The sequence below is a fragment of the Streptomyces sp. NPDC001002 genome, assembly GCF_053599215.1.
In genome coordinates this window covers 12,905-38,176 of record NZ_JBSFLV010000021.1, presented here as the reverse complement: position 1 = coordinate 38,176, position 25,272 = coordinate 12,905, and the positions used below count along the sequence as shown (strand labels likewise).

The 25,272-nt window shown below is 70.6% G+C and carries 23 protein-coding genes; 11 read left to right on the top strand and 12 right to left on the bottom strand.

Annotated elements, in window-relative coordinates; genetic code table 11:
* Positions 1-27 precede the first annotated feature (27 nt).
* Positions 28-1,509, bottom strand: coding sequence for a sensor histidine kinase (locus ACWDR3_RS12575; protein WP_450352459.1), 1,482 nt, complete (start codon positions 1,507-1,509; stop codon positions 28-30).
* Positions 1,506-2,195, bottom strand: coding sequence for a response regulator transcription factor (locus tag ACWDR3_RS12570; RefSeq protein ID WP_123998176.1), 690 nt, complete (start codon positions 2,193-2,195; stop codon positions 1,506-1,508). Before ACWDR3_RS12570 ends, ACWDR3_RS12575 begins: the two co-directional genes overlap by 4 nt.
* A 168-nt stretch (positions 2,196-2,363) precedes the next feature.
* Here ACWDR3_RS12570 and ACWDR3_RS12565 point away from each other — a divergent pair, with 168 nt between their 5' ends.
* Positions 2,364-4,784: an MMPL family transporter gene (locus ACWDR3_RS12565; RefSeq protein ID WP_450352513.1), complete on the top strand. Its 2,421-nt coding sequence runs from the start codon at positions 2,364-2,366 to the stop codon at positions 4,782-4,784.
* A 4-nt stretch (positions 4,785-4,788) separates the two neighbouring features.
* Here the strand turns inward: ACWDR3_RS12565 and ACWDR3_RS12560 are convergent, their stop codons facing one another.
* Both ACWDR3_RS12560 and ACWDR3_RS12555 read right to left on the bottom strand, forming a co-directional pair.
* Positions 4,789-5,598 carry a TetR family transcriptional regulator gene (locus tag ACWDR3_RS12560; protein ID WP_450352458.1) on the bottom strand — a complete coding sequence of 270 codons (810 nt, stop codon included), beginning with the start codon at positions 5,596-5,598 and terminating at the stop codon, positions 4,789-4,791.
* 78 nt (positions 5,599-5,676) lie between these two features.
* Positions 5,677-6,087: a VOC family protein gene (locus ACWDR3_RS12555; RefSeq protein WP_450352457.1), complete on the bottom strand. Its 411-nt coding sequence runs from the start codon at positions 6,085-6,087 to the stop codon at positions 5,677-5,679.
* 68 nt (positions 6,088-6,155) lie between these two features.
* Between ACWDR3_RS12555 and ACWDR3_RS12550 the strand changes: the two genes are divergently transcribed.
* Positions 6,156-6,548, top strand: a complete 393-nt coding sequence (locus ACWDR3_RS12550; protein ID WP_450352456.1) for a hypothetical protein — start codon at positions 6,156-6,158, stop codon at positions 6,546-6,548.
* Entirely contained in the window at positions 6,548-9,022 is a 2,475-nt protein-coding gene (locus ACWDR3_RS12545) for a DUF4132 domain-containing protein (RefSeq protein WP_450352455.1), read from the top strand. Before ACWDR3_RS12550 ends, ACWDR3_RS12545 begins: the two co-directional genes overlap by 1 nt.
* On the opposite strand, the gene ACWDR3_RS12540 is transcribed toward ACWDR3_RS12545, so the two are convergent.
* The 6 genes from ACWDR3_RS12540 to ACWDR3_RS12515 form a co-directional block, all read right to left on the bottom strand.
* Positions 9,019-9,627: a Uma2 family endonuclease gene (locus ACWDR3_RS12540; protein ID WP_450352454.1), complete on the bottom strand. Its 609-nt coding sequence runs from the start codon at positions 9,625-9,627 to the stop codon at positions 9,019-9,021. The genes ACWDR3_RS12545 and ACWDR3_RS12540 overlap by 4 nt on opposite strands.
* A 159-nt stretch (positions 9,628-9,786) precedes the next feature.
* Positions 9,787-10,566: a succinate dehydrogenase iron-sulfur subunit gene (locus ACWDR3_RS12535; protein WP_123998168.1), complete on the bottom strand. Its 780-nt coding sequence runs from the start codon at positions 10,564-10,566 to the stop codon at positions 9,787-9,789.
* Positions 10,566-12,320 carry a succinate dehydrogenase flavoprotein subunit gene (gene sdhA, locus ACWDR3_RS12530; protein WP_450352453.1) on the bottom strand — a complete coding sequence of 585 codons (1,755 nt, stop codon included), beginning with the start codon at positions 12,318-12,320 and terminating at the stop codon, positions 10,566-10,568. The genes ACWDR3_RS12535 and sdhA overlap by 1 nt, the downstream gene beginning before the upstream one ends.
* A 31-nt stretch (positions 12,321-12,351) precedes the next feature.
* A complete protein-coding gene (locus ACWDR3_RS12525) occupies positions 12,352-12,834 on the bottom strand; it encodes a succinate dehydrogenase hydrophobic membrane anchor subunit (RefSeq protein WP_450352452.1) in 483 nt (160 codons plus the stop codon).
* 5 nt (positions 12,835-12,839) lie between these two features.
* The gene (sdhC, locus tag ACWDR3_RS12520) at positions 12,840-13,220 is read right to left on the bottom strand and encodes a succinate dehydrogenase, cytochrome b556 subunit (RefSeq protein WP_402352882.1); all 381 of its coding nucleotides are present in this window, start codon (positions 13,218-13,220) and stop codon (positions 12,840-12,842) included.
* 190 nt (positions 13,221-13,410) lie between these two features.
* Entirely contained in the window at positions 13,411-13,959 is a 549-nt protein-coding gene (locus ACWDR3_RS12515) for a 2-oxo-4-hydroxy-4-carboxy-5-ureidoimidazoline decarboxylase (RefSeq protein ID WP_450352451.1), read from the bottom strand.
* Between the two features lie 242 nt (positions 13,960-14,201).
* Here ACWDR3_RS12515 and ACWDR3_RS12510 point away from each other — a divergent pair, with 242 nt between their 5' ends.
* The 3 genes from ACWDR3_RS12510 (at position 14,202) to ACWDR3_RS12500 (ending at position 17,978) form a co-directional block, all read left to right on the top strand.
* Entirely contained in the window at positions 14,202-15,812 is a 1,611-nt protein-coding gene (locus ACWDR3_RS12510; protein ID WP_450352512.1) for a family 20 glycosylhydrolase, read from the top strand.
* Positions 15,813-15,894: 82 nt separating this feature from the next.
* Positions 15,895-16,398 (top strand): hypothetical protein, encoded by a 504-nt coding sequence (locus tag ACWDR3_RS12505; protein ID WP_450352450.1) that lies wholly within the window; start codon positions 15,895-15,897, stop codon positions 16,396-16,398.
* Between the two features lie 101 nt (positions 16,399-16,499).
* Positions 16,500-17,978: an MFS transporter gene (locus ACWDR3_RS12500; RefSeq protein WP_450352449.1), complete on the top strand. Its 1,479-nt coding sequence runs from the start codon at positions 16,500-16,502 to the stop codon at positions 17,976-17,978.
* Positions 17,979-18,006: 28 nt separating this feature from the next.
* Here the strand turns inward: ACWDR3_RS12500 and ACWDR3_RS12495 are convergent, their stop codons facing one another.
* On the bottom strand, positions 18,007-20,151 hold the full coding sequence (locus ACWDR3_RS12495) for a peptidoglycan recognition protein family protein (protein WP_450352448.1): 2,145 nt from the start codon (positions 20,149-20,151) through the stop codon (positions 18,007-18,009).
* 306 nt (positions 20,152-20,457) lie between these two features.
* On the opposite strand from ACWDR3_RS12495, the gene ACWDR3_RS12490 reads away from it, so the two are divergent.
* The 4 genes from ACWDR3_RS12490 (at position 20,458) to ACWDR3_RS12475 (ending at position 23,391) form a co-directional block, all read left to right on the top strand.
* Entirely contained in the window at positions 20,458-21,078 is a 621-nt protein-coding gene (locus tag ACWDR3_RS12490) for an RNA polymerase sigma factor (RefSeq protein ID WP_450352447.1), read from the top strand.
* A 47-nt stretch (positions 21,079-21,125) separates the two neighbouring features.
* Positions 21,126-21,314, top strand: a complete 189-nt coding sequence (locus tag ACWDR3_RS12485; RefSeq protein ID WP_450352446.1) for a hypothetical protein — start codon at positions 21,126-21,128, stop codon at positions 21,312-21,314.
* A gap of 353 nt (positions 21,315-21,667) precedes the next feature.
* A complete protein-coding gene (locus ACWDR3_RS12480) occupies positions 21,668-22,330 on the top strand; it encodes an RNA polymerase sigma factor (protein ID WP_450352445.1) in 663 nt (220 codons plus the stop codon).
* On the top strand, positions 22,330-23,391 hold the full coding sequence (locus ACWDR3_RS12475; RefSeq protein WP_450352444.1) for a hypothetical protein: 1,062 nt from the start codon (positions 22,330-22,332) through the stop codon (positions 23,389-23,391). The genes ACWDR3_RS12480 and ACWDR3_RS12475 overlap by 1 nt, the downstream gene beginning before the upstream one ends.
* Before the next feature lie 203 nt (positions 23,392-23,594).
* Here the strand turns inward: ACWDR3_RS12475 and ACWDR3_RS12470 are convergent, their stop codons facing one another.
* Positions 23,595-24,461 (bottom strand): L,D-transpeptidase family protein, encoded by an 867-nt coding sequence (locus ACWDR3_RS12470; RefSeq protein ID WP_450352443.1) that lies wholly within the window; start codon positions 24,459-24,461, stop codon positions 23,595-23,597.
* A 160-nt stretch (positions 24,462-24,621) separates the two neighbouring features.
* On the opposite strand from ACWDR3_RS12470, the gene leuE reads away from it, so the two are divergent.
* Positions 24,622-25,272, top strand: a complete 651-nt coding sequence (gene leuE / locus ACWDR3_RS12465; protein ID WP_450352442.1) for a leucine efflux protein LeuE — start codon at positions 24,622-24,624, stop codon at positions 25,270-25,272.

Genomic DNA, 25,272 nt, shown 5'->3' with positions numbered 1-25,272 from the left:
CCACAACTGACCGCACCGGACCGAGCCCTACGCCTCCACAGCCACCCGCGCCGGCAGTGTCACCGTCACCGTCAGCCCCTCGCCCGGGGCCGTGCGGACCGTCACCTCGCCGCCGTGGGCCTGGACGACGCCCTGCACGATGGCCAGGCCGAGGCCGCTGCCCGCGCCGCCGCCGGCCCGGAAGAACCGGTCGAAGACCCGTGCCGCGTCCTCCTCGCACAGCCCGGGCCCCTTGTCCTCGACACAGAGCCGTACGACCCCGTCCGCCCGCTCCAGGCCGAGCCGCACCGGCACGTCCGCGGCGGTGTGCGTGCGGACGTTGCCCGTCAGGTTGCCGAGCACCTTCCGCAGGCCCGACTCGTCGGCCCGCACCAGCAGCGCGCCCTCCGCGCCGACCGATATGGGCCGCTCCGGCTGCTGCACCCGCAGATCCTCGGCCGCGTCCCGCACCAGACGGCTCAGGTCGACGTTGCGCAGCAGCAGTTGCGGCTCCTGGTCCAGGCGGGCCAGCGTGAGCAGTTCGTCCACCAGGCGGCCCATGCGGTCCGTCTCCGCCAGCACCCGGTCCCAGGCCCGCCGGCGCTCCACGGGGTCGCTCAGCATGCCCTTGTCGTACAGCTGGAGGTAGCCGCGGATCGCGGACAGCGGGGTGCGCAGCTCGTGCGAGGCATCGCCCACGAAGCGGCGCAGCTGGGCCGCGCTGCGCTCGCGCGTGCGGTACGCCGACTCGACCTGGTGGAGCATCGAGTTGAGGGCGAGGCGCAACTGCTCGACCTCCTGCGTCGGATGGTGACTGGACGGCACGCGCCGGGTCAGGTCGCCCTCGGCGATCGCCGACGACGTCTCCACCATGTCCTCCAGCGGCCGCATCCGGCGGCTGACGCTCATCATGGTCAGCCAGGCCAGCAGTACGAGAAGCAGCCCGCCGACGGCGAAGTCGAGCCGCAGGGCCTTGCCCATGCCCATGTGCAGGGCCTCGGTGGAGGTCGCCATCAGGATGTACGTGCCGTCGGCGAGCCGGACGGCGGTGACCCGGTACGAGGCGTGGTTCACCTTCACGTCGTGCGGGCCGGTGTCCCGGGCGAGCGCCGGGGCGTCGCGGGCGGCGCGGGCCAGGTCGATCTGCGCGTCGGTGAGCCGCACGCCGAGGATGCCGACGGCCTTGCCCCGGTCGTCGACGGCCGTGTAGATCGAGTCCGGTGCCGACCGCTCCTTGTCCGTCTCGTCCGGGACGAGCCGCTCCTTGACGAAACCCAGGGCGCCCAGCGAGTCGACGTTCCGCATCGTGAGCGCCGAGTCGCTCAGCGAGTCGCGCATCTTCATCAGCTCGGTGTCCACCTGGTCGAGCAGGTAGTACCGCATCCCCATGAGGCTGACGGCGGTGGTCGCCACTATGCCGAGGGCCAGCAGCGCCACGTTGGCCAGCGTCAGCTTGGCGCGCAGCGAGTGCAGGCCCCGGTTGCAGAACGAGTTGCGGAGCGGGTGGCGATACGGATGGAGGAACTTCATGCAAGCCCGTATCCGACGCCACGCCGCGTGGTGATCACCGGTGCTCCGAGGGCGTCCAGCTTGCGCCGCAGATAGCTGATGTAGGTCTCGACGACGGTCGACTCGGCCGGGGTGTGCTCGTACTGCCAGACGTGCCGCAGCAGTTGCTCCTTCGACACGATCCGGCCGCCGTTGCGCACCAGGAAACGCAGCAGCGCGTACTCGGTGGGGGTCAGCTCGACCGTGCGGCCCGCGCGGTGGACGCTGTACGTCGTCTCGTCCAGCTCCAGGTCGCCGTAGGTCAGCGGCGGGCGCTGGGGCAGCACGTCGGCCCGGCGGGTGCGGCGCAGGACGGCGGTGATGCGGGCGACGACCTCGTCGATGTTGAACGGCTTGGTGATGTAGTCGTCGCCGAAGCCGAGGGCGCCGACGATCTCCGCGGGCGCGTCCCGCGCGGTGAGGAAGACCAGCGCCAGCTCCGGCCGCTTCGCGCGCAGTTCACGCCCCAGGGCCCGGCCGTCGCCGTCCGGCAGCATGACGTCGAGCAGCGCCGCGTCGGGGCGGGTGCGCTCGACGAGCGCGAGCGCCTCGCGGACGGTGCCCGCGATCATCACCTCGAACCGGTGGTAGCGCAGGGCGATGGCGAGGACGTCCGCGATGCTCGGCTCGTCCTCGACCACCAGCACGGTGCCTGGAGCCGTCGTCATGCCACCAGTATCGGCCGGGCCACTGACAACGGGGCCGGATCGGTCTTTGGAGTTCCTTGAGAGTCATGGGCGCGCCGTGTCCACGCACGCGTGGCGCCGCCAATCCTGTTGCCCAGGACCTGGGGGACCAACCGACCGACCGACTAAGGAGCGTTGACAGTGGCGGCATTGGCACGGTGGTGCTATCGGCACCGGCTGGTGGTCCTGTTGCTGTGGGTGGGGGCACTGTTCGGCCTGGGCTTCTCGGCCTCGGCCGCGGGCACGAACTACGCGAACGTGTTCTCTCTCCCCGACACGGATTCCAAGAGTGCGTACGACCTGATGGAGAAGGCCTTCCCGAACACCTCGGGGGACACCGACACGGTGGTGTGGAAGGTCGACCAGGGCTCGGCGAAGGACCCGGCGGTCCAGTCCCGGATCCAGCCCGCCCTCGACAGGATCGCGAAGATGCCGGGCGTCGGCGCGGTCACCAGCCCGTACGCGGGCGAGCAGGGCGCGGCCCAGGTCAGCGGCGACGGGAAGATCGCGTACGCCCAGCTGACCTTCGCCAAGCCCGCCAACGAGGTGCCCAAGGAGCTGGTCCAGGACGTCCTGGACACCGCGCAGGGCGCCGAACGCGCCGGTCTTGAGGTCGAGTTGGGCGGCCAGGCCATCCAGCGCGTCCAGGAGCCCCCGCAGGGCCTGTCGGAGATGGTCGGCATCATCGCCGCGGCCGCCGTGCTGTTCCTGGCCTTCGGGTCGTTCTTCGCGATGCTGCTGCCGATCGCGATCGCCATCTTCGGTGTCGGCATGGGCCTGTTCTCCACCCAGTTGCTCAGCCACACCACCGACATCCCCGACATCGCCCCGCTGCTGGCCTCCCTGATCGGCCTCGGCGTCGGCATCGACTACGCGCTGTTCATCGTGACGCGGCACCGGCGCGGCATCCAGAAGGGCCTGGACCCGGAGGAGGCGGCGGTCACCGCGCTCAACACCTCAGGGCGTGCGGTGCTGTTCGCGGGCGGCACGGTCTGCATCGCGCTCGCCGGCATGCTCGTGACCCGGCTGCGCTTCCTGGACGGCGTGGTCGTCGGCACCTCCCTGACGGTGGTGCTGAGCGTGCTGGCCGCGACGACCCTCCTGCCGGCCCTGCTGGGCCTGCTCGGTCCGCGTGTGCTCAGCCGCCGCCAGCGGCGCCGGCTCGCGGCCGAGGGCCCCGAGGTCGAGTCCACGAGCAACCTCTCGGCCCGCTGGTCGATGAACGTGCAGAAGCGTCCCCGCCGGATCGCCGTGCTCGCCCTGGCCGTCATGGCCGTACTCGCCCTGCCCGTGCTGTCGCTGCGCCTGGGCGCCACCGACCAGGGCAACGACGACGCCTCGTCGACCACCAGGAAGGCGTACGACCTCCTCGCGGACGGCTTCGGGCCCGGCTTCAACGGGCCGCTCCAGGTGGTCACGGACGCCGGTGACACCACGGCCCTGGTCAAGGGCATCCAGGGCACCGACGGGGTGGCCAAGGTGGTCCCGTTGCCACCTTCCCAGGGCGTGACGGTGATCCAGGTCGTGCCGACCACGTCACCGCAGTCCAAGGAGACCGACGACCTGATCGACACCCTCCGGGACGACGTGATCCCGCAGGCCGACGTCACCGCGCACGTCGGCGGTGTGACGGCGGTGTCGAAGGACTTCGCGACGGTGACCGGCGAGCGGCTGCCGCTGTTCATCGCCACCATCATCGGCCTGGGCTTCCTGTTGCTGCTGGTCGCCTTCCGGTCCCTGGTGGTCCCGTTGACGGCCGCCCTGATGAACCTGATCGCGGCGGCCGCCTCCTTCGGCGTCCTGGTGGCGATCTTCCAGTGGGGCTGGGGTCTTGAGCTGCTCGGCCTCGGCAAGGAGGGCCCGATCAACGCCTTCCTGCCCGTCATCATGCTGTCGCTGCTGTTCGGCCTCTCCATGGACTACCAGGTGTTCCTGGTCAGCCGGATGCACGAGGAGTGGGTGCACACCAGGGACAACGCGCGCGCGGTACGCGTGGGCCTCGCCGAGACCAGCCGGGTCATCAACTCCGCCGCCCTCATCATGGTCTGCGTCTTCATGGCGTTCGTCCTGAGCGGCGACTCGGGCGCGGCGATGGCGGGCGTGGGCCTGGCCGCCGCGGTGGCGCTGGACGCCTTCATCCTGCGTACGGCGCTGGTGCCGGCCGCGATGCACCTGCTCGGCAACTCCAACTGGTGGCTGCCGGAGTGGCTGGAGAAGCGCCTGCCGCATCTCGCGGTCGAGCCCAAGGAGGACGGCGAGCCGGGCGAGAGCGTGCCCGCGACGGCGGCCGACGGCCCCGCCTCCGCCGTCCACGGCTTCGTGCGCAGCCCGGACGGTGACGCGGTGGAGGGCGCGGCGGTCACGGTCCTGTCCAAGGGCGGACGCCAACTGGACCGGGTGACAACCCTGGCCGACGGCTCGTACATCGTGTCGGTGCCGGGTCCCGGCGCCTATCTGCTCGCCGTCACGTCCCCGGCCCACGGTTCCCGGGCCAGGCACGTGATGGTGGCGGACGGGCCTCTCGTGTACGACATCGAGCTCGCGGAGGACGAGGTGGACGCCGTCAACTGAGCGCTCAGGGGCGCCCGTCGACCTCCGGCTCGTCATCGGGCAGGTCGGCGGGCGCCCCGTGCTTCTCCTTCGCCGAGCCGGACCGCTTCTTCGCCGGGTCGGGCAGCGCGTGGGTCATCCCGGGCAGGAAGTCCGTGAACAGCTCGTGCACCTCCAGGACGAGCGGCCGCAGCACCCGGAAGCGGGCCAGCGAGACCCCGCGCGCGGTCAGCCGCGCCCCGCGCTCGGCGAGCCGGTAACTCCGCTCACGCCCCGGGGTCCGGTCGAACACCCAGTACAGCACGAGCCCCATCTGGGAGAGCCACATCAACTCCGGGAGCACGTCCCGCAGTTCGGGCGCCACCTTGGTCTTCGCCCCGGCCAGCACCTCTCTATGGACGCTGATCGCCTCCACGCGCGCGTGCTCGCTCTCCGGCGAGAACGGGCTCAGCGGACTGTCCGGGTCGGCCGCGTTCTTGAAGAACTGCACCGCGAACTCGTGGTACGGCGCCGCGATGTCCAGCCACACCTTCAGCACGCCCGCGAGCCGCGCCTCCAGGTCCGTCTCCCGGTCCAGGACCTCGCGGACCGCCACCTGGTGCTCGGCGGCGATCCGGTCGTAGAAGCCCTGGATCAGGTGTTCCTTGCCGGCGAAGTAGTAGTACGCGTTGCCGACGGAGACCCCGGCCTCCTTGGCGATCGCCCGCATCGTGGTCTTGTCGTAACCGTGCTCCTGGAAGAGCCGCATGGCCGTCTCCAGGATCAGCGCGCGGGTCTGTTCGGACTTGCTGGGCACGCTGTCGCTCTGCGGGGCGCTGTCGTTCGTGGCGGACACGCACAGGAGCCTACGGGGTGCCCGACCGGTTCCCGGCCACAGCCCGCGGCCTCCGGGCTCACCGACTGCGGCCCCGACTCACCGGCTGCGGCCCAGCTCCGGGCGCTTGGTGTAGTCCGTGAACCCGATGACGTTCCCCCACGGATCGGCGGCCTCGACGGTCCAGCCGGTGGCGACCGAGAAGGGCTCGTCGAGGAGCGCGACCCCTGCCGAGCGCAGGGAGCGGGCGGCCGTGCGGGCGTCCGCCACCTCGATCCACAGGCGGGAGGCCGGCCACGACGGCGGCCGGTGGCCCAGCGCCTCCTCCTGCCGCAGCAGGATCCCGGGCGTCTCCGCACCGACCTTCAGCAGGGCGATCCCGGCCTCGTCGAAGCGGAACGCCACGGCGAACCCGGCGCTCTCGTAGAAGCGCACGGCCTCGGCGAGGTCGCCGACCGGCAGCAGCGCGTTGTCGAATCCGAGCAGCTCGTACGACTGGTCATCTGACATGGCATCAGGTTAGGCGGAAGATCGGCCGGAACCCGTGATTGTCAGTGGCGGCCTCTACTGTCGGCGGCATGGCAATCGTGACGTTCGTCGACGAGACGACTGCGGGGGAGCGGGGCGCGGGCTGGGAGCTCGAGGTCGCCGAGGAGCGGCTCACCGTGGGTGAGTTGATCAGGCGCCGGGTGTTCCAGGAGGTCGCCGAGTACAACGCGCGCATGCCCGGGGTGTTCCAGGGCCTGGTGCAGCCGGAGGACGCGGAGCGCGTGCTGAACGGGTACGCGCTGCGCACGCCCCGCCGGATAGACCCCGAGGTGCAGTCAGGCCTCGTGCTGAAGGCGTTCGCGGGGAACGGATTCCTGGTGCTGGTGGGCGACCGTCAGGTGACGGACGTGACCGAGGAGATCGAGCTGCCGCTGGGCACAGAGGTGACGTTCCTGAAGCTCGTACCGCTGGTGGGTGGCTGATGCGCTCTCCCCGCTCGCACCTGGACCGGCTGCGCAACCGCCTCGCCGTGTTCGACGCCGGCCGGGTGGCCGACGAGACCATGAAGATGGTGGCCTCCAGCCGGGGGTACTTCGGCCGGCCCGGCTGGAGCGAGGCCGTCGAGGAGCTGCGGGCGCTGCCGGTGGAGCGGCGCCGCGCGATGCTGCACGCGCTGGCCGAGCGCTTCCCGGCCCTCGGCGACGAACTGGACGCCCGCTGCGGTGCCATCGCCCTGACGATCCGGCTCTCCGACGGCATCGACGACGACCCGCTGGCTGCCGAGCGGCACCGCGCGCTGGACGACCTCAGCCGGGTGCACTCCTTCTGGCACGCCTCCGGCTTCGAGTCCCTCGCCGAGCACGAACTCGCGCAGGGCCGCGCGCTCTCGCCGGCGCTCGTCGCCGTGGTCTGCCGCTCGGCCGTGGAGGCGTACCGCTCGAAGCCGGTCGTCGCGCTGGCGCAGAAGCTCACCGACCCCGCCCTCAACGTCGGCGAGGAGTGGGCGGAGCAGGCTCTGCGGGACGCCACCGGGCCCGACTGGGAGGCGCTGCTGCGGCACGCGGCGACGGCCACCGCCGCCAAGCCCACCGCCAGGTGGGACAAGCAGGCCCACGTGGTGATCGACGCCGTCGGCGCCGACCGGGTCCGCGAGACCGTGCCGGCCTGGTTCGCCCTCGTCGGCCGCCCGCGCACCCTCCCGCTCGACCGGCGCGCGTACGAGCCCGACATCAACAGCGCCTATGACCCCTGCAACGCGAACGCGCTGCGTGGTCTGGCCTGGTTGCTCGCGCTCCTCCCACCCCACCCGGACACGGCCCGCGCCCTCGGCGCCCTGGTGGAGACCTCCCTCAAGAAGGTCGCGGGCATGGGTCCGCGGAACCCGAAGGTCGCCAACGCGGGCGTGAACGCCCTGTCCCGCATCGACAGCGAAGCCGCCCTGGCCGAACTGGCCCGCCTCGCCTCCCGGGTGACGTACAAGGCCACCGCCAAGCTCCTCGACACGGCCCTGGAGACCCGTGCCGCCGCTCTCGGCCTGACCCGCGAGGAGATCGAGGAACTGGCCGTACCGGCATACGGGTTGACGGAGGTCGGCCGCGCGAGCCACACCCTCGGTGAATCGACCGCACTCCTAGAAGTCCAGGGCACGAAGGCGGTGTTGACCTGGCGGACGGCGACCGGCAAGCAGGTCAAAAGCATCCCGGCGGCTGTCCGCCGAGACCACGCCGACGCCGTCAAGGACCTCAAGACCGCGGCCAAGGACATCGACAAGATGCTGTCGGCGCAGAGCGAGCGCCTGGACCGCCAGTTCCTGTCCCGCCGCACGTGGCAGTACGGCGCCTGGCGCGCCCGCTACCTGGATCACCCGTTGGTGGGCACGCTGGCCCGCCGCCTCCTGTGGACGATCGACGGCCAGACGGCCGGATACGCGGACGGCGAACTCCGCACCCTCACCGACACCCCCGCCACCCCTGTCGCCGAAGGCGCCGAGGTCACCCTCTGGCACCCGGTCGGCCACGACCCGGCCGAGACGATCGCGTGGCGCGACTGGCTGGAGCGGCACGGCATCACACAGCCGTTCAAACAGGCGCACCGCGAGGTGTACTTGCTGACGGACGCCGAGCGCGCGACGGGCACGTACTCGAACCGTTTCGCGGCCCACATCCTGCGCCAGCACCAGTTCAACTCCCTGGCCGCGGTCAGGGGTTGGCGCAACAAGCTGCGCCTGATGGTGGACGACGAGGCACCACCGGCGACACGCGAACTGCCCCAGTGGGGCCTGCGGGCGGAGTACTGGATCAGCGGCGAGGGCCAGGAGTACGGCGCCGACACCACGGAGTCCGGCTCCTACCTCCGCCTGCGCACCGACCAGGTCCGCTTCTACCCGCTGGAGGCCCCGCAGAACTCGGCGCACTGCTGCGGCGGCGACTACCGCATGTGGCTCCGCGACGGCGAGAACCCCACAACTCCCCTCCCCCTCACGGAGATCCCACCCCTGGTCCTCTCCGAAGTCCTGCGCGACGTCGACCTGTTCGTCGGTGTGGCAAGCGTCGGCAACGACCCGACCTGGCAGGACGGCGGCCCGGCCGGCCGCTTCCACGAGTACTGGTCGTCGTTCAGCTTCGGCGCCCTCAACGAGAGCGCCCAGACCCGCCGAGCCCTCCTGGAACGCCTGATCCCCCGCCTGGCGATAGCCAACCGCTGCACCCTGGAAGGCCGCTTCCTCCACGTCAAGGGCGAACGCCACACATACAAGATCCACTTGGGCTCGGGCAACATCCTCATGACCCCGAGCGGCCAGTACCTGTGCATCGTCCCCAAGTCCAACCCCGCGATCCCGGAGACGGGTTACCTGCCGTACGAGGGGGACCGGATGCTGGCGGTGATATTGAGCAAGGCGATGCTGCTGGCGAACGACACGAGGATCACGGACCCGTCGATCCTGAGCCAGCTCTAGGTGTTCTTCGGCTGGCCTGCCTTCAGGATCTCTGCCACGTCCAGGGTGACCTCCGCGCCGATGGAGTCGGGGAGGAGGACGAGTTCACCGGGGGAGTGCGGGCGGTGGCTCTCGTAGTCGTCCCCGGTGGGATCGGTCAGGACGTGGAGGCGCTGGTGCCTACGGTCGATGATCACGTAGACCGGGATCTTGGCAGTGGCGTATGCCTTTACCTTGTCCCGCAGGTCGGTCTTGTAGTTGCTGGAGGTGACCTCCAGGACCAGACGAAAGCAGACGGGGTCGTAGCAATTGTTCTCGACGAGGTGTTCCTCGATATCGGCGTCAACTACCACCAGATCTGGGATGGCGTAATCCTCGGTGCCGCTGGGGAGCCAGAGGCCCACTCCCTGGAGCACCTCTGTTACGCCGTCGTCGAGACCAGCTGCGACGAAAGGGCGCATGAGCTTGCTCAGAGCGCGGGCATGGGCTGCGTCCGGGGGCGGGGACACGATGATCTGGCCTCCGATGATCTCGACGCGGTAGCCCGGGAGGCGATCCATGATCCGGTTCGCCTCCGCGATCAGCGGACGGTCGTCATGGGGCCGCTCGACGGATGCTGCGGACATCGCGTGCCTCCTGCTGGGCTGGTGTCGAGAGCATCATCGTAGGCCGGACAGCGTCGGCATGTCCTTAACGATCACGGTCACCCAAACGGGCTACCGCACACCAAAGGGCCCCGCTCCCAACCCGGAAACGGGGCCCTCGCAGCTGTATCGCCAAGAAGCTCAGAACCGCCGAGTGATCAGCGCCCTCTTCACTTCCTGGATCGCCTTCGTGACCTCGATGCCTCGGGGGCAGGCGTCCGTGCAGTTGAAGGTGGTGCGGCAGCGCCATACGCCGTCGCGGTCGTTGAGGATCTCCAGGCGTTGTTCGCCCGCCTCGTCACGGCTGTCGAAGATGAAGCGGTGGGCGTTGACGATGGCGGCCGGGCCGAAGTACTGGCCGTCGTTCCAGAAGACCGGGCACGACGACGTGCACGCGGCGCACAGGATGCACTTCGTGGTGTCGTCGAAGCGTTCGCGGTCCTCGGCCGTCTGGAGGCGTTCGCGCGTGGGCTCGTTCGTGTCCTTGGTGATCAGGAACGGCATCACGTCCCGGTACGCCTGGAAGAACGGGTCCATGTCGACGACCAGGTCCTTCAGGACCGTCAGACCCTTGATCGGCTCGACCGTGATCGGCTTCTCGGGGTTGAGGTCCTTGATCAGGGTCTTGCAGGCGAGACGGTTCTTGCCGTTGATCCGCATCGCGTCCGAACCGCAGATGCCGTGCGCGCACGAGCGGCGGAAGGTCAGCGTGCCGTCGATGTCCCACTTGATCTTGTGGAGGCCGTCGAGGACGCGCTCCTTGGGGTCGATCTCCAGCTGGAAGTCTTCCCACGTCGCTTCCGCCGAGACCTCGGAGTTGAAGCGGCGGATGCGGAAGGTGACCGTGATGTAGGGGGAGTCGGCGAAGCCGGGCTCGGGCTGGCCGGCCGCTTCCGCCTTGTCCAGAACAGGGGTAGCCATCAGTACTTACGCTCCATCGGCTGGTAGCGGGTCTGGACGACCGGCTTGTAGTCGAGACGGATGGACTCGGTGCCGTCGTCGCCGACCTCGCGGTACGCCATGGTGTGGCGCATGAAGTTGACGTCGTCGCGGTTGGGGTAGTCCTCGCGGTAGTGACCGCCGCGGGACTCCTTGCGGGCGAGCGCGGAGACCGCCATGACCTCGGCGAGGTCCAGGAGGTTGCCGAGCTCGATCGCTTCCAGCAGGTCCGTGTTGAACCGGCGGCCCTTGTCCTGGATCGACACGTTCCGGTAGCGCTCGCGCAGCTCCGCGATCTTCTCGACCGCCGTCTTGATCGTCTGCTCGGTGCGGAAGACCATGACGTTCGCGTCCATGCACTCCTGCAGCTCGCGCCGCAGGACCGCCACGCGCTCGGTGCCGGTGGAGTTGCGCAGGTGCTCGACCTGGTCGATGACCTGCCGCGCCGGGTCCTCGGGCAGCTCGACGTACGACGCCTTCTGGCTGTACTCCGCCGCCGCGATGCCCGCCCGGCGCCCGAACACGTTGATGTCCAGGAGGGAGTTGGTGCCGAGACGGTTCGCGCCGTGGACCGATACGCACGCGACCTCGCCGGCTGCGTACAGGCCCGGGACGACCGTCGTGTTGTCGCTCAGCACCTCACCCTCGACGTTGGTCGGGATGCCGCCCATCGCGTAGTGCGCGGTGGGCTGGATCGGGATCGGGTCCGTGTACGGCTCGATGCCGAGGTAGGTGCGCGCGAACTCCGTGATGTCGGGCAGCTTCGCGTCCAGCTGCTCCGGCGGGAGGTGCGTGAGGTCGAGGTAGACGTGGTCGCCCTCGGGACCGCAGCCGCGGCCCTCCCGGATCTCCGTGTAGATGGAGCGCGAGACGACGTCTCGCGAGGCGAGGTCCTTCATGACCGGCGCGTACTTCTCCATGAAGCGCTCGCCGTCCTTGTTGCGCAGGATGCCGCCCTCACCGCGGGCGCCCTCCGTCAGCAGGATGCCCATGCGCCAGATGCCGGTCGGGTGGAACTGGAAGAACTCCATGTCCTCCAGCGGGATGCCCCGGCGGTAGACCGCCGCCTGCCCGTCGCCCGTCAGCGTGTGCGCGTTCGACGTCACCTTGAAGAACTTGCCGCAGCCGCCGGACGCGTAGATCACGGCCTTCGCCTGGAAGACGTGGATCTCGCCGGTCGCCAGCTCGTACGCGATCACGCCGGCCGAGCGCTTGACGCCGTCGACCTCGGTGATCAGCTGGTCGAGGACGTAGAACTCGTTGAAGAACTCCACGCCCTCCTTGACGCAGTTCTGGTACAGCGTCTGGAGGATCATGTGGCCGGTGCGGTCGGCCGCGTAGCAGGACCGGCGGACCGGGGCCTCGCCGTGGTTGCGGCTGTGACCGCCGAACCGGCGCTGGTCGATCGTGCCGTTGGGCGTCCGGTTGAACGGCAGGCCCATCTTCTCCAGGTCGAGAACCGAGTCGATGGCCTCCTTCGCCAGGATCTCGGCGGCGTCCTGGTCGACCAGGTAGTCACCGCCCTTGACCGTGTCGAAGGTGTGCCACTCCCAGTTGTCCTCCTCCACGTTGGCCAGCGCGGCGGCCATGCCGCCCTGCGCGGCGCCCGTGTGGGAGCGGGTGGGGTAGAGCTTCGTCAGGACCGCGGTGCGGCTGCGCTTCGTCGACTCGATGGCGGCGCGCATACCGGCGCCACCCGCGCCCACGATGACGGTGTCGTATTTGTGGATCTTCATCAGGAATTCCTCAGTCCCTCAGCCCGGCGGCCTAGCGGATGTTCGGGTCGAAGGTGAAGATCACCAGCGTGCCCAGCAGGATGGTGAACACCGTGGCGGTGTAGAGCAGGCCCTTGAGCCACAGCCGGGTGTTCGCGCGCTCCGCGTAGTCGTTGATGACCGTGCGCAGGCCGTTGGCGCCGTGCAGCATCGCCAGCCACAGCATCAGCAGGTCCCAGACCTGCCAGAACGGCGAGGCCCAGCGGCCGGCCACGAAGGCGAAGCCGATCTTGGAGACACCGCCGTCGAGGACCAGCTGGATCAGCAGGTGACCCAGGACCAGGACGACCAGCACCACGCCGGACAGGCGCATGAACAGCCAGCCGTACATCTCGAAGTTGCCCCGGGTGGACTTGGGGGTCTTCTTGGTGCGCTGGCGCGGGGCCTCGATGAGAGGCGCGGGGTTGTCGACGTTGAAGAGGGACTCGCCCTCGACAGGGCCGACACCGGAGGCGGCGGATTCAGTGGTGGCCATCGGTGTCAGCTCCCGAACAGTTCACGAGCGGCGTGGCCGAGGACGGGGTAGATCGCCCCGAGCATCAGCACGACCCAGATGCCCACGACGGACCAGAGCATCTGCTTCTGGTAGCGCGGGCCCTTCGACCAGAAGTCGACGGCGATGACGCGCAGGCCGTTGAGCGCGTGGAAGAGGATGGCGGCGACGAGGCCGTACTCCAGGCACGCGACGAGCGGGGTCTTGTACGTGGCTACGACGTTGTCGTAGTCCTCGGGGGAGACACGGACGAGAGCGGTGTCCAGCACGTGAACGAACAGGAAGAAGAAGATGAGGACGCCGGTGACTCGATGAGCCACCCAGGACCACATTCCTTCCCGGCCGCGGTACAGCGTTCCAGCCGGCACGGAAGTCCCTCCGGGGAGCGGGGATTGGGGCCGCGCCGGCTTGTGCGGTCGGTGGGCCCGGCCGGGTACGGTCCACCGGCCCTCAGCATCGTAGCGACGCGCTGTCGGTTGGTTTACCTCGGGCCTACCTGTGTGATCAAAGTGGCACGCGGATGGGTAAGTTTTGCGGCTTCTGGGGTGGTTGGTTCTGCTATGCGCCGGGTGCGGCGCCGCGGGGGCTGGTCGCGCAGTTCCCCGCGCCCCTGAGTACCTCCAGAAGCCGCTTCTTCGCCAGGCGCCGGAGTTCTTCCGCCGCTACCGCCCGTTCCTCCTCCGGGTCGTTCGTCAAGCGGGAGCGGATGCCCTCCAGGATGTGATCCAGGCACTGGCCCGGCGCGGTGTCGCCCAGGTAGATGACGAAGGCGTGGCCGAAGCGGGCCTCGTAGGCCGCCTGGGCCGCGCTCAGGGCCGTGTGGGCGGCCGAGTACGTGTCGTCAGGCAGCGTGGGCAGCGTTTCCGCGGCCAGTGCTTCCGAGAGGTCCGTCGACGAGAGGTCGTACGCCGCCTCGTCCGATGCCGCCAACAAAGAGTCGACGTCCGGGTACGGGCGATGGGCCGCCACCCGGTCCGCCCAGCGGTGGCTGCGGAGGCAGGTCAGGAGGAGGGCGCGGGCGTCGTCGGCGGGGGCGCCGTTGAAGGCGGCCAGGACGGTGGGCAGTGCCGGTATGCCGACTCGGCCAGGAAGGTGTGTGGGCGTCACGTGGGTTTCGGCAGTTTCGGCAGAGGAAGCGAGGGAAGCTGGGAGAGCAGCGCAAACTGTGAAAGGTGTGTCGTCACGTTATCGAGCGAGAGCGCGACGTGTCCGACGGATGCCCGAATTTCACCCGCACGGGAGAGTTTCGGAACGTGTGGTGGACACATCGCGCCCCCTGAGGGGCCTAGGTTGGCGCTGTGAGCCAGCACAGGCGCCGGCCTCCGGCGCAGAAGGTCAAGCACAGGCGGATGATCGTCGCGGGCGCGTTCGCCGGGACGGTCGCGCTCGGGGTCGGCCTCGGTTTCTGGGCCTCCGGCGACGAGAGCGGGCCCGTCGGGGCGGCGCGCACGCAGCAGCCCTCGGACGTCCGCTCGGGCCTGACGCCCAGCGCGTCCCGGGCGCCGAGCCCCACGCCGACGCCGACCCGCTCGTACGCCCTCTCGCAGGCCCCGAGGACGATTCCCGCCGTGCGCTCGCACACCGCCGCCCGGGGTCCCGGCTGGCGTCCGGTGCGCGGGGAGCGCGTGGTCGTGGGCGATGCCGAGCTGGCCGACGAGGGGCGCCTGATCGCCGGTGAGCTGGGGCTGACGTACGCCGGGGAGCAGGACGACGTGCGCGCCGGGGACGTACGGCTGGCGCTGAACGACGACGAAGGGGCCGATCCGGAGTCGTACGCCATGACCGTGCGCGGCGGTCGGGTGAACATCAGCGGGCCCGCGGACTCGGGCGTGTTCTACGGGACGCGGACGCTCAAGCAGGAGGTGCACGGCGGCGGGACCGCGCCCGAGGGGGTCGTGCGGGACGAGCCGGCCAAGCAGGTGCGCGGGTTCATGCTGGACATCGCGCGCAAGCCCTTCACCGCGGCCTGGATCGAGGACCGGGTGCGGGAGCTGGGGGATCTCAAGTTCAACGAGCTCGGGCTGCACTTCTCCGACGACCAGGGCTTTCGGATCGCCTCCGACAGTCATCCCGAGATCGTGTCCAAGGACCATCTGAGCAAGGCCCAGGTCACGAAGATCGTCGAGCTCGCCGAGAGCCGGCACATCACCGTCGTGCCCGAGATCGACTCGCCCGGGCATCTGGGCGCGGTCATCGCCGCCCATCCGGATCTTCAGTTGCGCAACACGCAGGGTGTTGCCTCGCGCGGAGCCGTCGACATCTCCAAGCCGGCCGCCGCCGAGATCGTCGACGACCTGCTGAACGAGTACGCCGGGCTCTTCCCCGGCGGGCAGTGGAACCTCGGCGGCGACGAGTACCAGGCGCTGACCGTGGCCAGTCCCGCCGCCTCCTATCCGCAGCTCGCCACCGCCGCCCGGGCGGCCTACGGCTCCGGCGGGACCGTCGCCGACCTGACCACGGGCTGGCTCAACGACCGCGCCGACACCGTCCGCGCCCACGACCGCACCATGCGCGCGTGGAACGACGGCTTCTTCGCCGGTACGTCCGTGGCGGCGGCCAAGGACCTGCGGGTCGGGTACTGGACGGGCAAGGAGATCGGGGCGCGGCTGCCGGTCGAGTACCTGAGCGCCGGGCGGAAGGTCGTCAACTACAACGACGAGTTCCTCTACTACGTCCTCGGGGAGCCGAACACCTTCGTCTACCCGACCGGGCAGCGGATCTACGAGCAGTGGACCCCGCTCGTCGTGCGCGGCACGCAGGCGGTGTCCTCGAAGTACGACGGGCAGATCCTCGGCGGGTCCTTCGCGGTCTGGTGCGACCTCGCCAACTCCCAGACGCAGGACCAGGTCGCGGCCGGCATCAGGCTGCCGCTGCGGGCCACGGTCCAGAAGCTGTGGGATCCGCGGCGGCCGGCCCAGTCGTGGACGCAGTTCAAGACCCTTGCCGACAAGCTGGGGTGATCCCAGGATAGGGCTGCCAACAGACGTACGGCTGTGGTGTGTTCGGCGCGAGCCGAAGCCGAGAGACCGTGGGGGAACGGGCATGGGCTACTGGGGGTACTACGTCGTGGGCCGCAGCGAGCGGCCGCTGGCCGAGCTGGACGCGCTGGCCGACGCCGAGGGGATGGTGCTGCGGGAGTCGGCGCCCGAGGGCTGGCAGGTGTGGGAGTACCCGAGCGGCGACGGCGAGGTCGGCAGCATGAACGTCCTCGCCCGCGAGACCGGCGCCCCCGCTCTCTTCGGGTACGTCATGGACAGCACGGCCGTGGTCGTCGAGGCGGCGGGGCCCAAGAGCGGGGCGTGGACCACCTGTCTGGCGCGGGCCGCGATGGCCGGGTACCTCGGCGCGGGCAACGACGGGCTCACCGTGGAGGACTACTTCCTGGACCCCCGCGACGCCGCCGACCGGGCCGTCGCCTGGGCCGCCGAGGCCGGGCACGACGTGCCCGACGAGCCGCTGATCGACGTACTGACCGCCGACCCCGACCCGCTCGCCGAGAACCTCTTCTTCCGGTTGCTGGACCGGCTGGGTGTCGTGCCGCTCTGAGCCGCGCCGACCCGCCCCGGCACTCCATGGGCTCGGCAAAAACAGCGTAATAAGAGACGCGACCGTTCCCAAAGCTGAGTCGGCGGGAGCACGATGGCCGCATGGCCGACAATCGTCGTTGGTGGGCGTTGGTAGTCATCGCCCTGGCTCAGTTGATGGTCGTGCTCGACATGACCATCGTGAATATCGCCCTGCCGTCCGCCCAGGCCGCCCTGCACATGTCGGACGGCAACCGGCAATGGGTGATCACCGCGTACACCCTGGCCTTCGGGGGACTGCTGCTGCTCGGTGGTCGGGTCTCCGACCTCGCCGGGCGGCGCAACACGTTCATGATCGGGCTGCTCGGCTTCGCCGCCGCGTCCGCGCTGGGCGGGGCCGCCGCCAACTCCGGGATGCTGTTCGGGGCGCGCGCCCTGCAGGGCATGTTCGCCGCGCTGCTCGCGCCCTCCGCGCTGTCGCTGCTGGCGACGACGTTCACCGACCCGAAGGACCGCGGCAAGGCCTTCGGCATCTTCGGCGCGATCATCGGCGCGGGCGCCGCGGTCGGTCTGCTCGCGGGCGGTTTCCTCACCCAGTACCTGGACTGGCGCTGGTGCCTGTACGTCAACGTGCCCATCGCGCTGGTCGCGTTCGCGGGCGCCCTGACCCTGCTCCCGCCCGGCGAACGCCACCCGGGCGGCCGCCTCGACGTGCCGGGCGCGCTGCTCGGCTCGGCCGGGATGCTCTCCATCGTCTACGGCTTCTCCGAGGCGGAGTCCAGGAGTTGGAGCGACGGGCTGGTGCTCGGGCTGCTCGGCGGCGGGGTCGTCCTGCTCGGCGCGTTCGGTTTCTGGCAGACCCGGGCGCGGGTGCCGTTGCTGCCGATGTCGGTGGTCAAGGACCGGCAGCGGGTGGGCGCTTTCCTGACCGTGCTGCTGGTGACCATCGGGATGTTCGGCACGTTCCTCTTCCTGACCTACTACATGCAGGGCGTGCTCGGGTACTCGCCGGTGAAGACCGGAGTCGCCTATCTGCCCATCACCGTCGGCATGGTCATCGGCTCGACCCAGATCGCCGCCCGGCTGCTGAACAAGGTGCCGCCGCGCGTGCTGATGGTCCCGGGGCTGCTGATCGCGGCCGGCGCGCTCGCGCTGATCGCCCAGGTGGGCGTGGAACCGGCGTACGCCTCGCACATCCTGCCCGGGATGCTGATGCTCGGCCTGGGCATGGGCACCGCGATGATGACGTCCGTGTCCCTGGCCACCGGCAGCGTCGCCCCGCGGGACGCCGGCGCCGCCTCCGCCACCTTCAACACCGCCCAGCAGGTGGGCGGTTCGATCGGTACGGCGCTGCTGAACACGATCGCCGCGACGGTGACCGCGCGCTATCTGACGGCCCATGCCGGACCGGGCGTCGACGCCCGGGAGTTGGCGGCGAAGGCCTCCGTGCACGGCTTCAACGTGGCCACCTGGTGGGCCATGGCCGCGCTGCTGCTGGCCGCGCTGATCGCCGGAGTGGTCGTGAACGCGGATCGGGCGCCCACTCCCCAGGGTGGTCCGGGGGAGCAGGCGCCCAAGTCGCTGGAGGACGTGGCTACTTGAGCTGGTCGAAGTAGCCCGGGCCCGCGAACTACTTGATGTACACCAGGCCGTCCGTCGTGATCGTCGGGCGGCCGCTGGTGCCCACCACGACGACCTTGACCGTGTGCTTGGCGCTGGTGGTCCAGCTCTTCGTCCAGATCGCCTGGCGGTAGCTGGTGGTGGCGGACTTCAGGTCCACCGTCGCCACCTTGGTGCCGTCGACGTACACGTACGCCTGTCCCGAGGTCGAGGCCCGCGAGACCACCCAGGACGCCGAGCGGCCGGTGAAGGTCCAGGTCAGGCTCGCGTTCTTCGAACCGCTGGAGTACGACTTCCCGCCGAGGTAGCTGGTGGACGAACGGCTGGTCCAGGTACCGGACTTCGTCGCCGAGGTCTCCTGGAGGATCAGCGGCGTGAAGGACGGCGAGGACGTGCGGGTGTTGCCGGCGAAGTCGGTCGCCCGCATCGACCAGACGGACGCGGAGCCGGACTTGGCGGTGCGGCTGGACGTCGTCGCGGTCACGCCCAGGCTGGCCGTCGTCGGGGTCAGCAGGTCGACCGCCTTCAGGGCCTGCGCGTCGGTGGCCTTCCAGCCGAGGGTGACCGGGACGGCGGTGGTGCTGACCGTGCCGGTGCGCAGGGTGAGCTTCGGGGCGGTGGTGAAGGTCGGCGGGGTCGTCTCCGCGACGAAGGCGAGGGCCGCCGTGGTCGTCGTCTTGCCCGACTGGTGCGTGGCCCGCACGGTGACCTTGTGACTGCCCAGCGCGAGCGTGGTCTTGGCGGAGGTGGCCGTACCGGCGGTGGTGGCGACCACCTTGCCGTCGACCAGCAGCTCGAACTTCGATATCAGTGAAGTCGGGGTGCTGGTCGACCAGTTCACCGTGACGGCGCCCTTGGTGTAGTACGTCGTGCCCGACTTGCCCGCGCCGGTCACCGTGCCGGTCTTCAGCGCCTGCACCGGTCCCGCCGCCTGGGTGCGGATGGTCGGCAGCTGGGCGTAGAGCGAGGTGCCCGGGCACTCGGTGGCGTAGCCGTCGCGGTGCGCGGAGATCCGGTTGAAGGTGTACGCGGTGCCGGCGGTGAAGCTCGTACCGGCGAGGTTCTTCTGTGTCGCGCCCGCCGTCAGCTGGACCGTGCCGGCCGGGTCGGCGCCGTACTGGCCGAGCTTCCAGGCCGCGATGCGGGCGACCGAGGTCAGGGCCGCGCTGCTCGCCCCGGCGGTGGTGTAGTTGCCGAGCACGGCGATGCCGGTGGACTCACGGTTCCAGCCGTAGGTGTGGGCGCCGAGCACCGGGAGGTCGACGCCGCCCTTGCGGCCCTCGAAGATCGTGCCGCACTTGTCGACCAGGAAGTTGTAGCCGATGTCGTTCCAGCCGTTGGTCTGCACGTGGTACGTGTAGATGCCCCGGACGATGGCCGCCGAGTCGGCGCACGAGTAGTCGTTGGAGCCGTCCGTGTGGTGCACGAACACGGCCTTCACGTCGGCGTTGTACTCCGACGGGTCCTTGCTGATCGACTCGTCCGCGCCCCAGCCGGCCCGCGTGGTGATCGGCGGCTCGGGCACGGTGGACGGCGGCGCGGTGGGCGTCGCCGTGGGGGTGGCGGTCGGGGTCGCGGTGGTGGTCGGCGACGCCGTGGTGGTCACGGTCGCGGAGGGGCTCGCGTCCGCGACGAACGCGGCCGGCTCGGCCTTCTGCTCGGCGGCCGTCACCACGCCCGGGTCGACCAGGTTGACCTCAAGTCCCTTGGGCAGTCCGGCACTTGTGCTGCCGTCCTCGTGGACGACCTGCACCTGCACGCCGTCCGAGGGGCCCACCCACAGGGGCTCCGAGGCGCCGCGCGCCCCGGCCCGCTCCTCGGGGTCCTCCACCGGGTCGACGTTCGTCTCCAGGTCCTGCCACGCCGTCCACGCGCCGGTGTCGGTGCTGCGGGTGCGGACCTGGGCCGTGCCGTCCAGGTCCTTGGTCGCGCCCGTCCAGGAGACGCCCAGCAGCGAGAACTGCTTGGTCTCCGTGCGCGCCAGCTCACGCTTGCCGGTCGCGGTGTTCTTCAGCGTCAGGTCGTAGACCTTGGCCGGCCGCTTGGCCTGGCCGTCCGCCGCGCCCTCGGCCGACGGGCTGGCGATGGCGTAGGACGCCAGGCCTCCGCCGCCCAGGACCACGGCGCCCAGCGTCAGCCAGGCCCGGCGCTTCATGCTCAGCGGTCTGTACGCATGGGACGTACGACGACTCACCACGTGTTCCCCACCCCGAAGAAGGCCCGAAGGCCACAGAAGTCAGAAGAAAGTCACAGAAAACGCACCCGTCACACGGGTGCTCTAGACCATTCAGCGGTCACCGGGCGGCAAACGTCACAGGAGTCCGGCCGACAGTGATGCAAGTCACCTGATGGTGCTGACCAGTTGGGGCAGCCGACGAGCTGTGACACTTCTGTGCGGCCCGGCGCTGATGACCGTGAAGACGTAAACGATTCAACTGTGTTCACGACTTCTGTCAGGGCAGTGTCGGGCCAGGGAGGGGAACCCCGCCGCGTGCAGGCGTACGACGGGGAACTGGGCGCGGCCGTCGCGCGCGCCCAGCAGGGCGACGAGGCGGCCTTCGCGGTCGCCTACCGGCTGGTGCAGCCGGGGCTGCTCGGCTATCTGCGCGGCCTCGTCGGCGAGGAGGCCGAGGACGTGGCCGCCGACGCCTGGCTGGAGATCGCCCGGGACCTCGGCCGGTTCAAGGGCGACGGCGCGGGCTTCCGCGGCTGGACGGCGACCATCGCCCGGCACCGGGCCCTGGACCATCTGCGCCGCCAGCGGGTACGGCCCCGGCCGGCGGCGCTCGAACAGGACGTACTGGAACTGCCCGGGCCGCACTCCACCGACGACCAGGCCCTGGAGGCGCTGTCCACCGAGCGCGCGCTGGCGCTGGTCCGCACCCTGCCGCCGGACCAGGCCGAGGCCGTACTGCTCCGGGTCGTCGTCGGGCTCGACGGCCCCGCCGCCGCCCGCGTCCTCGGCAAGCGCCCCGGCGCGGTGCGTACGGCCGCGCACCGGGGGCTGCGCTCGCTCGCGCGGCGGCTCGGCGCGGAGGGTGTGACGAACGACGACCCGCACACGCTGGGGGAGTCGACGTGAACGGTGACAGCGAGGGCCGGCCGTAGGACACGGATGGGGGCGGGGACATGGGTGAACGGCGGGAGGGCGGCCGTACCGGCGGCCCGGTTCTGGCAGTGCTGTTCGCCGGGGCCATCCGGAGCGGCGTGCTCGATCCCGAGGGGGAGCGACGGGCGCTGGATGCGTTCCGGGCCGCCCGGGACGCGGGCACGCACCGGGCGCCGACCCGGCGGCGGGACGACTGGCGGGCCGGGTGAACACATGGGTGTGCCCATGAACATGGGTGTGCGAATGAATTCGGCCAGCCGGTGGAACGGCCGGGAAAAGCGCCGGCGGAGGTGGCGGAGCGCTCCCACCGAAGCAACGGCCGGGGCCGCCACCCCCCACAGGAGAGGCCCCGGCCGTCGCGCGGCACGGGCCGCGCGGCGACCCGTACTTGCTACAGCGCCATGAGTGCGGTTTCTGTCACACCCCACGACATCACAAGCTGGTCCCAGCTTGTACGGACATGGACGAGCAGCGGTTTCAGGTCGTAACGTGCCTTTCGCGCCGGGCGCGGATGTCGAACAATCGCCGCAACCATCGGCTGACCATCGATCGAGGATGACGGGTGCTGGGGGACGACGCGGAGCTGACCACCGCGGTGCTTGCGGCACAGGACGGGAACGAGACCGCGTTCCGGACTGTGTACCGAGCGGTGCACCCGCGGCTGCTCGGGTACGTCCGGACGCTGGTCGGCGACCCGGACGCCGAGGACGTCGCGTCCGAGGCCTGGCTGCAGATCGCCCGGGACCTGGAACGGTTCAGCGGCGACGCGGACCGCTTCCGCGGCTGGGCCGCCCGGATAGCGCGCAACCGCGCCCTGGACCACATACGCATGCGCGGCCGCCGCCCGGCCATCGGCGGCGACGAAACGGAACTGGCCGGCCGGGCCGCCGAGTCCGACACCGCCGGCGAGGCCATCGAGGCGCTGGCCACCGACCGCACCCTCGCGCTGATCGCCCGGCTCCCGCAGGACCAGGCCGAGGCCGTGGTGCTGCGCGTGGTGGTGGGCCTCGACGCCAAGACCGCGGCCGAGACGCTCGGCAAGCGGCCGGGAGCCGTCCGCACGGCGGCGCACCGGGGTCTGAAACGCCTGGCAGAGTTGCTCGCCGACGATGCGGAATCCGCGGGTGCGCTCGACGCGATGCCGCACCAGCGAGAACCCGAAGACCGTGCGGTGACGTCCGCGAGTGTGACGCATACGCGTCCGCGGACGCAGAAGGACATGTGATGGCCGACGAGCAGTACAGGTGGCTGGACCCGGAAACAGCGGAGACGCTGCTGCGCGGAGAGCCACTGGAAGCTGTCGACGCGGCCGCCCGGGACGAAGCCGAACGGCTCGCCAAAACGCTCGACGCGCTCTCCGCCGATGTCGTCCCGCCCGGTCCCGAACTTCCGGGTGAGGCCGCCGCGTTGGCCGCCTTCCGCAGCGCGCGCGCCGACCGGTCCGCCGGGGCGGCGGTCGGCCCGGCCACCCGCGGCCGGTCCTCCGACGCCGGGCTCGTGCGGATCGGCGGCCCAGGACCGGGCGCCCGCACCTCCCGCTGGCGGCCCGTGCGCTTCGGGCTGACCGCCGTGCTGGCCCTCGGCATGGCCGGCGGGGTCGCGGTCGCGGCCACCTCCGGGATCCTGCCGACGCCGTTCGGCGGCGACCCCGGCCCCGTGTCCTCCGTCACGGCGGCCGTGTCACCGGACGAGCCGCAGGTGTCGCCCTCGCCGAAGGGGCTGCTGCCCGGCCGGCCCACGCCCGACGGACCCACCGGCGGGCCCACCGCCTCGGACACGCCGGGTCCCGGCGTCACGGTCGCGCCCGGCTCCGAGGGCCGCGCCGAGGGCAAGGACGACGGCCGGTGGAGCGGTGGCCCGGCGGCCTGCCGTGATCTGCGGGACGGCAAGAAGCTGAGCGCCGAGCGCAGACGGGCCCTGGTGCACGCGGCGGGCGGCGTCGGGGGCGGCCGCGTGTGGCGGTACTGCAAGAACGCGCTCGGGGACGCCGGGTCCAGCGCCAAGGACAGCGACGGCAAGGGCAAGGGCGACGGCAAGGACGACGGCAAGAACGAGATCGGTCCTGGTGGGCAGAACGACCAGGGCGATCAGGGCGGCAAGGGCGAGGACCTGGGTGGTGCCGACGACGGCAACCACATAGCGCCCGGCGGTGCGGGGCAGCCCGGCGGTGCCGGACAGACCACCGGCTCCGGCGGATCGGGCGCCGTCCGGCCCCTGGTGCCGACGCGGCTGACGACGCCCGCAGCGCCGACTCCGGCGCCGGATCCGACGTACAGCGCTCTGTAAGGCTCTGACCTGCGGTTTTCAAATGTTCTGCCGCGGGGTGTGACGTTTTCGGCCGGGATGACGCAGTACTGAATGAGCCGACTGGTCATCGGCCGTCGCACAGAGCCGGGGTTCCCCCCGTACCTTCGGCTCGTGCAACTCGGCGCGGGCGGGACACGTTCCCCCGGTCCCGTCCGCGCCCCGCACACCTCATGCCGCGTGTCTCACCAGTACACGACGACCTTGTCGCCGTTCCGTACCTGCGCGTAGAGACTCGCGATCGCCGCCTCGTCCCGGACGTTCACGCACCCGTGCGAACCGCCCGCGTAGCCGCGGGCCGAGAAGTCGTACGAGTAGTGCACGGCCTGGCCGCCGCTGAAGAACATCGCGTACGGCATCGGGGAGTCGTACAGCGTCGAGTAGTGGTTGCGGGACTTCCAGTAGACGTGGAACACGCCGTCCCGGGTGGGTGTGCCCGTCGCGCCGAAGCGGACGGCCATCGTCGACACCGTGCGTCCGTCGATCATCCAGCGCAGGGTCCGGGTGGTCTTGTCGATGCACAGCACCCGCCCGGTCAGACACCGCGGATCGGGCGCGCCGGCGGGCTGGCCGCCCTTCAGATACAGGTCCCACTTCCCCGGCTCATGGGTCATCTTCACCAGCCGCTGCCAGGTGACGGTGTCCGTCTCGCCGGTCTTCGGCAGCCCGCGCTTGCCCTGGAAGCCCTTGACCGCCCGCTCCGTCAGATCGTCGTACGACCCCGTCGGCCCGTCGAACAGCCACTGCACCTGATGCAACCGGGCCTGCAACTCCCGCACATCACGCCCACTGTCGCCCCGGGCCCACAGCACGGCGGGCGCGGGCCCGGTCTGCTCGGCCGACTTGGAGGGAGTTGAGGAAGGCGAGGGCGAGTCGCTCGACTTCCCGTCGCCGCCGGTGGCACCGCCGTCGGACTTCGCCGTCGGGGGAGCGCTGCTCGGCAGCGAGATGTGCACCGGCGAGTTCCCCTTGCCGTCCGCGCCCTGCACGGTGCAGCCGTACACGGCCGCCAGGGCCACGAGTGCCGCCGTCGTGACGATCGTTCTCCCCATGCCCCGTAGTCTGCCCCCGGGTGGGGGGTTGCGAACAGGGGGCTCTGAGCTGGGGGTTTGCCTGGTGCGAGGGGGCAGGGACCGAAGTCGTCGGCCCCTGTGTGGTCACTCCCCGGACGGTGACGACCGACTGTCGTACCCACATGCGACACTCGTCTGCATGTTCGGTGTCATCGACCTTCCCACCTATTTGGCGGGCCTCGTCCTGATCGTGCTGCTGCCCGGTCCCAACTCGTTGTACGTGCTCTCCGTCGCCGCCCGTAAGGGTGTGCGGGCCGGGTACACCGCCGCTGCCGGGGTGTGGTGCGGGGACACCGTGCTGATGACCCTCTCCGCGGCCGGGGTCGCCTCGCTGTTGCAGGCGAACGCCGTGCTGTTCGGGATCGTGAAGTACGCGGGGGCCGGGTATCTGACGTGGCTCGCCGTCGGGATGCTGCGGACCGCGTGGGCGATGTGGCGGACCCGGCGGGAGCGGGCCGTCGAGGAGGCGCCCGTCGCGGCGCCCGATGAACGGCCCTATCGACGGGCCTTCCTCGTCAGCCTCTTCAACCCGAAGGCGATCCTGTTCTTCGTCGCCTTCTTCGTGCAGTTCGTCGACCCTGGGTACGCCTACCCGGCCGTGTCCTTCGTCGTCCTCGGCACCCTGGCCCAGATCGCCAGCTTCCTCTACCTCAGTGCGCTGATATTCAGCGGCACCAAGCTGGCCGCCGCCTTCCGTCGCCGCAGGCGGCTCTCGGCGACGGCGACTTCGGCGGCGGGCGCGCTGTTCCTCGGCTTCGCGGTGAAGCTGTCGCTGGCCGGGAGCGTATAG

Excerpts from the sequence above, each read along its gene's own strand:
- ACWDR3_RS12575 (WP_450352459.1), bottom strand. The coding sequence starts at position 1,509 with ATGAAGTTCCTCCATCCGTATCGCCACCCGCTCCGCAACTCGTTCTGC.
- ACWDR3_RS12505 (WP_450352450.1), top strand. The coding sequence starts at position 15,895 with ATGGGCTACTGGGGGTACTACGTCGTGGGCCGCAGCGAGCGGCCGCTG.
- leuE (WP_450352442.1), top strand. The coding sequence starts at position 24,622 with ATGTTCGGTGTCATCGACCTTCCCACCTATTTGGCGGGCCTCGTCCTG.
- ACWDR3_RS12500 (WP_450352449.1), top strand. The coding sequence starts at position 16,500 with ATGGCCGACAATCGTCGTTGGTGGGCGTTGGTAGTCATCGCCCTGGCT.
- ACWDR3_RS12485 (WP_450352446.1), top strand. The coding sequence starts at position 21,126 with ATGGGTGAACGGCGGGAGGGCGGCCGTACCGGCGGCCCGGTTCTGGCA.
- ACWDR3_RS12495 (WP_450352448.1), bottom strand. The coding sequence starts at position 20,151 with ATGAAGCGCCGGGCCTGGCTGACGCTGGGCGCCGTGGTCCTGGGCGGC.
- ACWDR3_RS12525 (WP_450352452.1), bottom strand. The coding sequence starts at position 12,834 with ATGGCCACCACTGAATCCGCCGCCTCCGGTGTCGGCCCTGTCGAGGGC.
- ACWDR3_RS12470 (WP_450352443.1), bottom strand. The coding sequence starts at position 24,461 with ATGGGGAGAACGATCGTCACGACGGCGGCACTCGTGGCCCTGGCGGCC.
- ACWDR3_RS12540 (WP_450352454.1), bottom strand. The coding sequence starts at position 9,627 with ATGTCCGCAGCATCCGTCGAGCGGCCCCATGACGACCGTCCGCTGATC.
- ACWDR3_RS12570 (WP_123998176.1), bottom strand. The coding sequence starts at position 2,195 with ATGACGACGGCTCCAGGCACCGTGCTGGTGGTCGAGGACGAGCCGAGC.
- ACWDR3_RS12550 (WP_450352456.1), top strand. The coding sequence starts at position 6,156 with ATGGCAATCGTGACGTTCGTCGACGAGACGACTGCGGGGGAGCGGGGC.
- ACWDR3_RS12555 (WP_450352457.1), bottom strand. The coding sequence starts at position 6,087 with ATGTCAGATGACCAGTCGTACGAGCTGCTCGGATTCGACAACGCGCTG.
- ACWDR3_RS12510 (WP_450352512.1), top strand. The coding sequence starts at position 14,202 with ATGATCGTCGCGGGCGCGTTCGCCGGGACGGTCGCGCTCGGGGTCGGC.
- ACWDR3_RS12535 (WP_123998168.1), bottom strand. The coding sequence starts at position 10,566 with ATGGCTACCCCTGTTCTGGACAAGGCGGAAGCGGCCGGCCAGCCCGAG.
- ACWDR3_RS12475 (WP_450352444.1), top strand. The coding sequence starts at position 22,330 with ATGGCCGACGAGCAGTACAGGTGGCTGGACCCGGAAACAGCGGAGACG.
- sdhA (WP_450352453.1), bottom strand. The coding sequence starts at position 12,320 with ATGAAGATCCACAAATACGACACCGTCATCGTGGGCGCGGGTGGCGCC.
- ACWDR3_RS12545 (WP_450352455.1), top strand. The coding sequence starts at position 6,548 with ATGCGCTCTCCCCGCTCGCACCTGGACCGGCTGCGCAACCGCCTCGCC.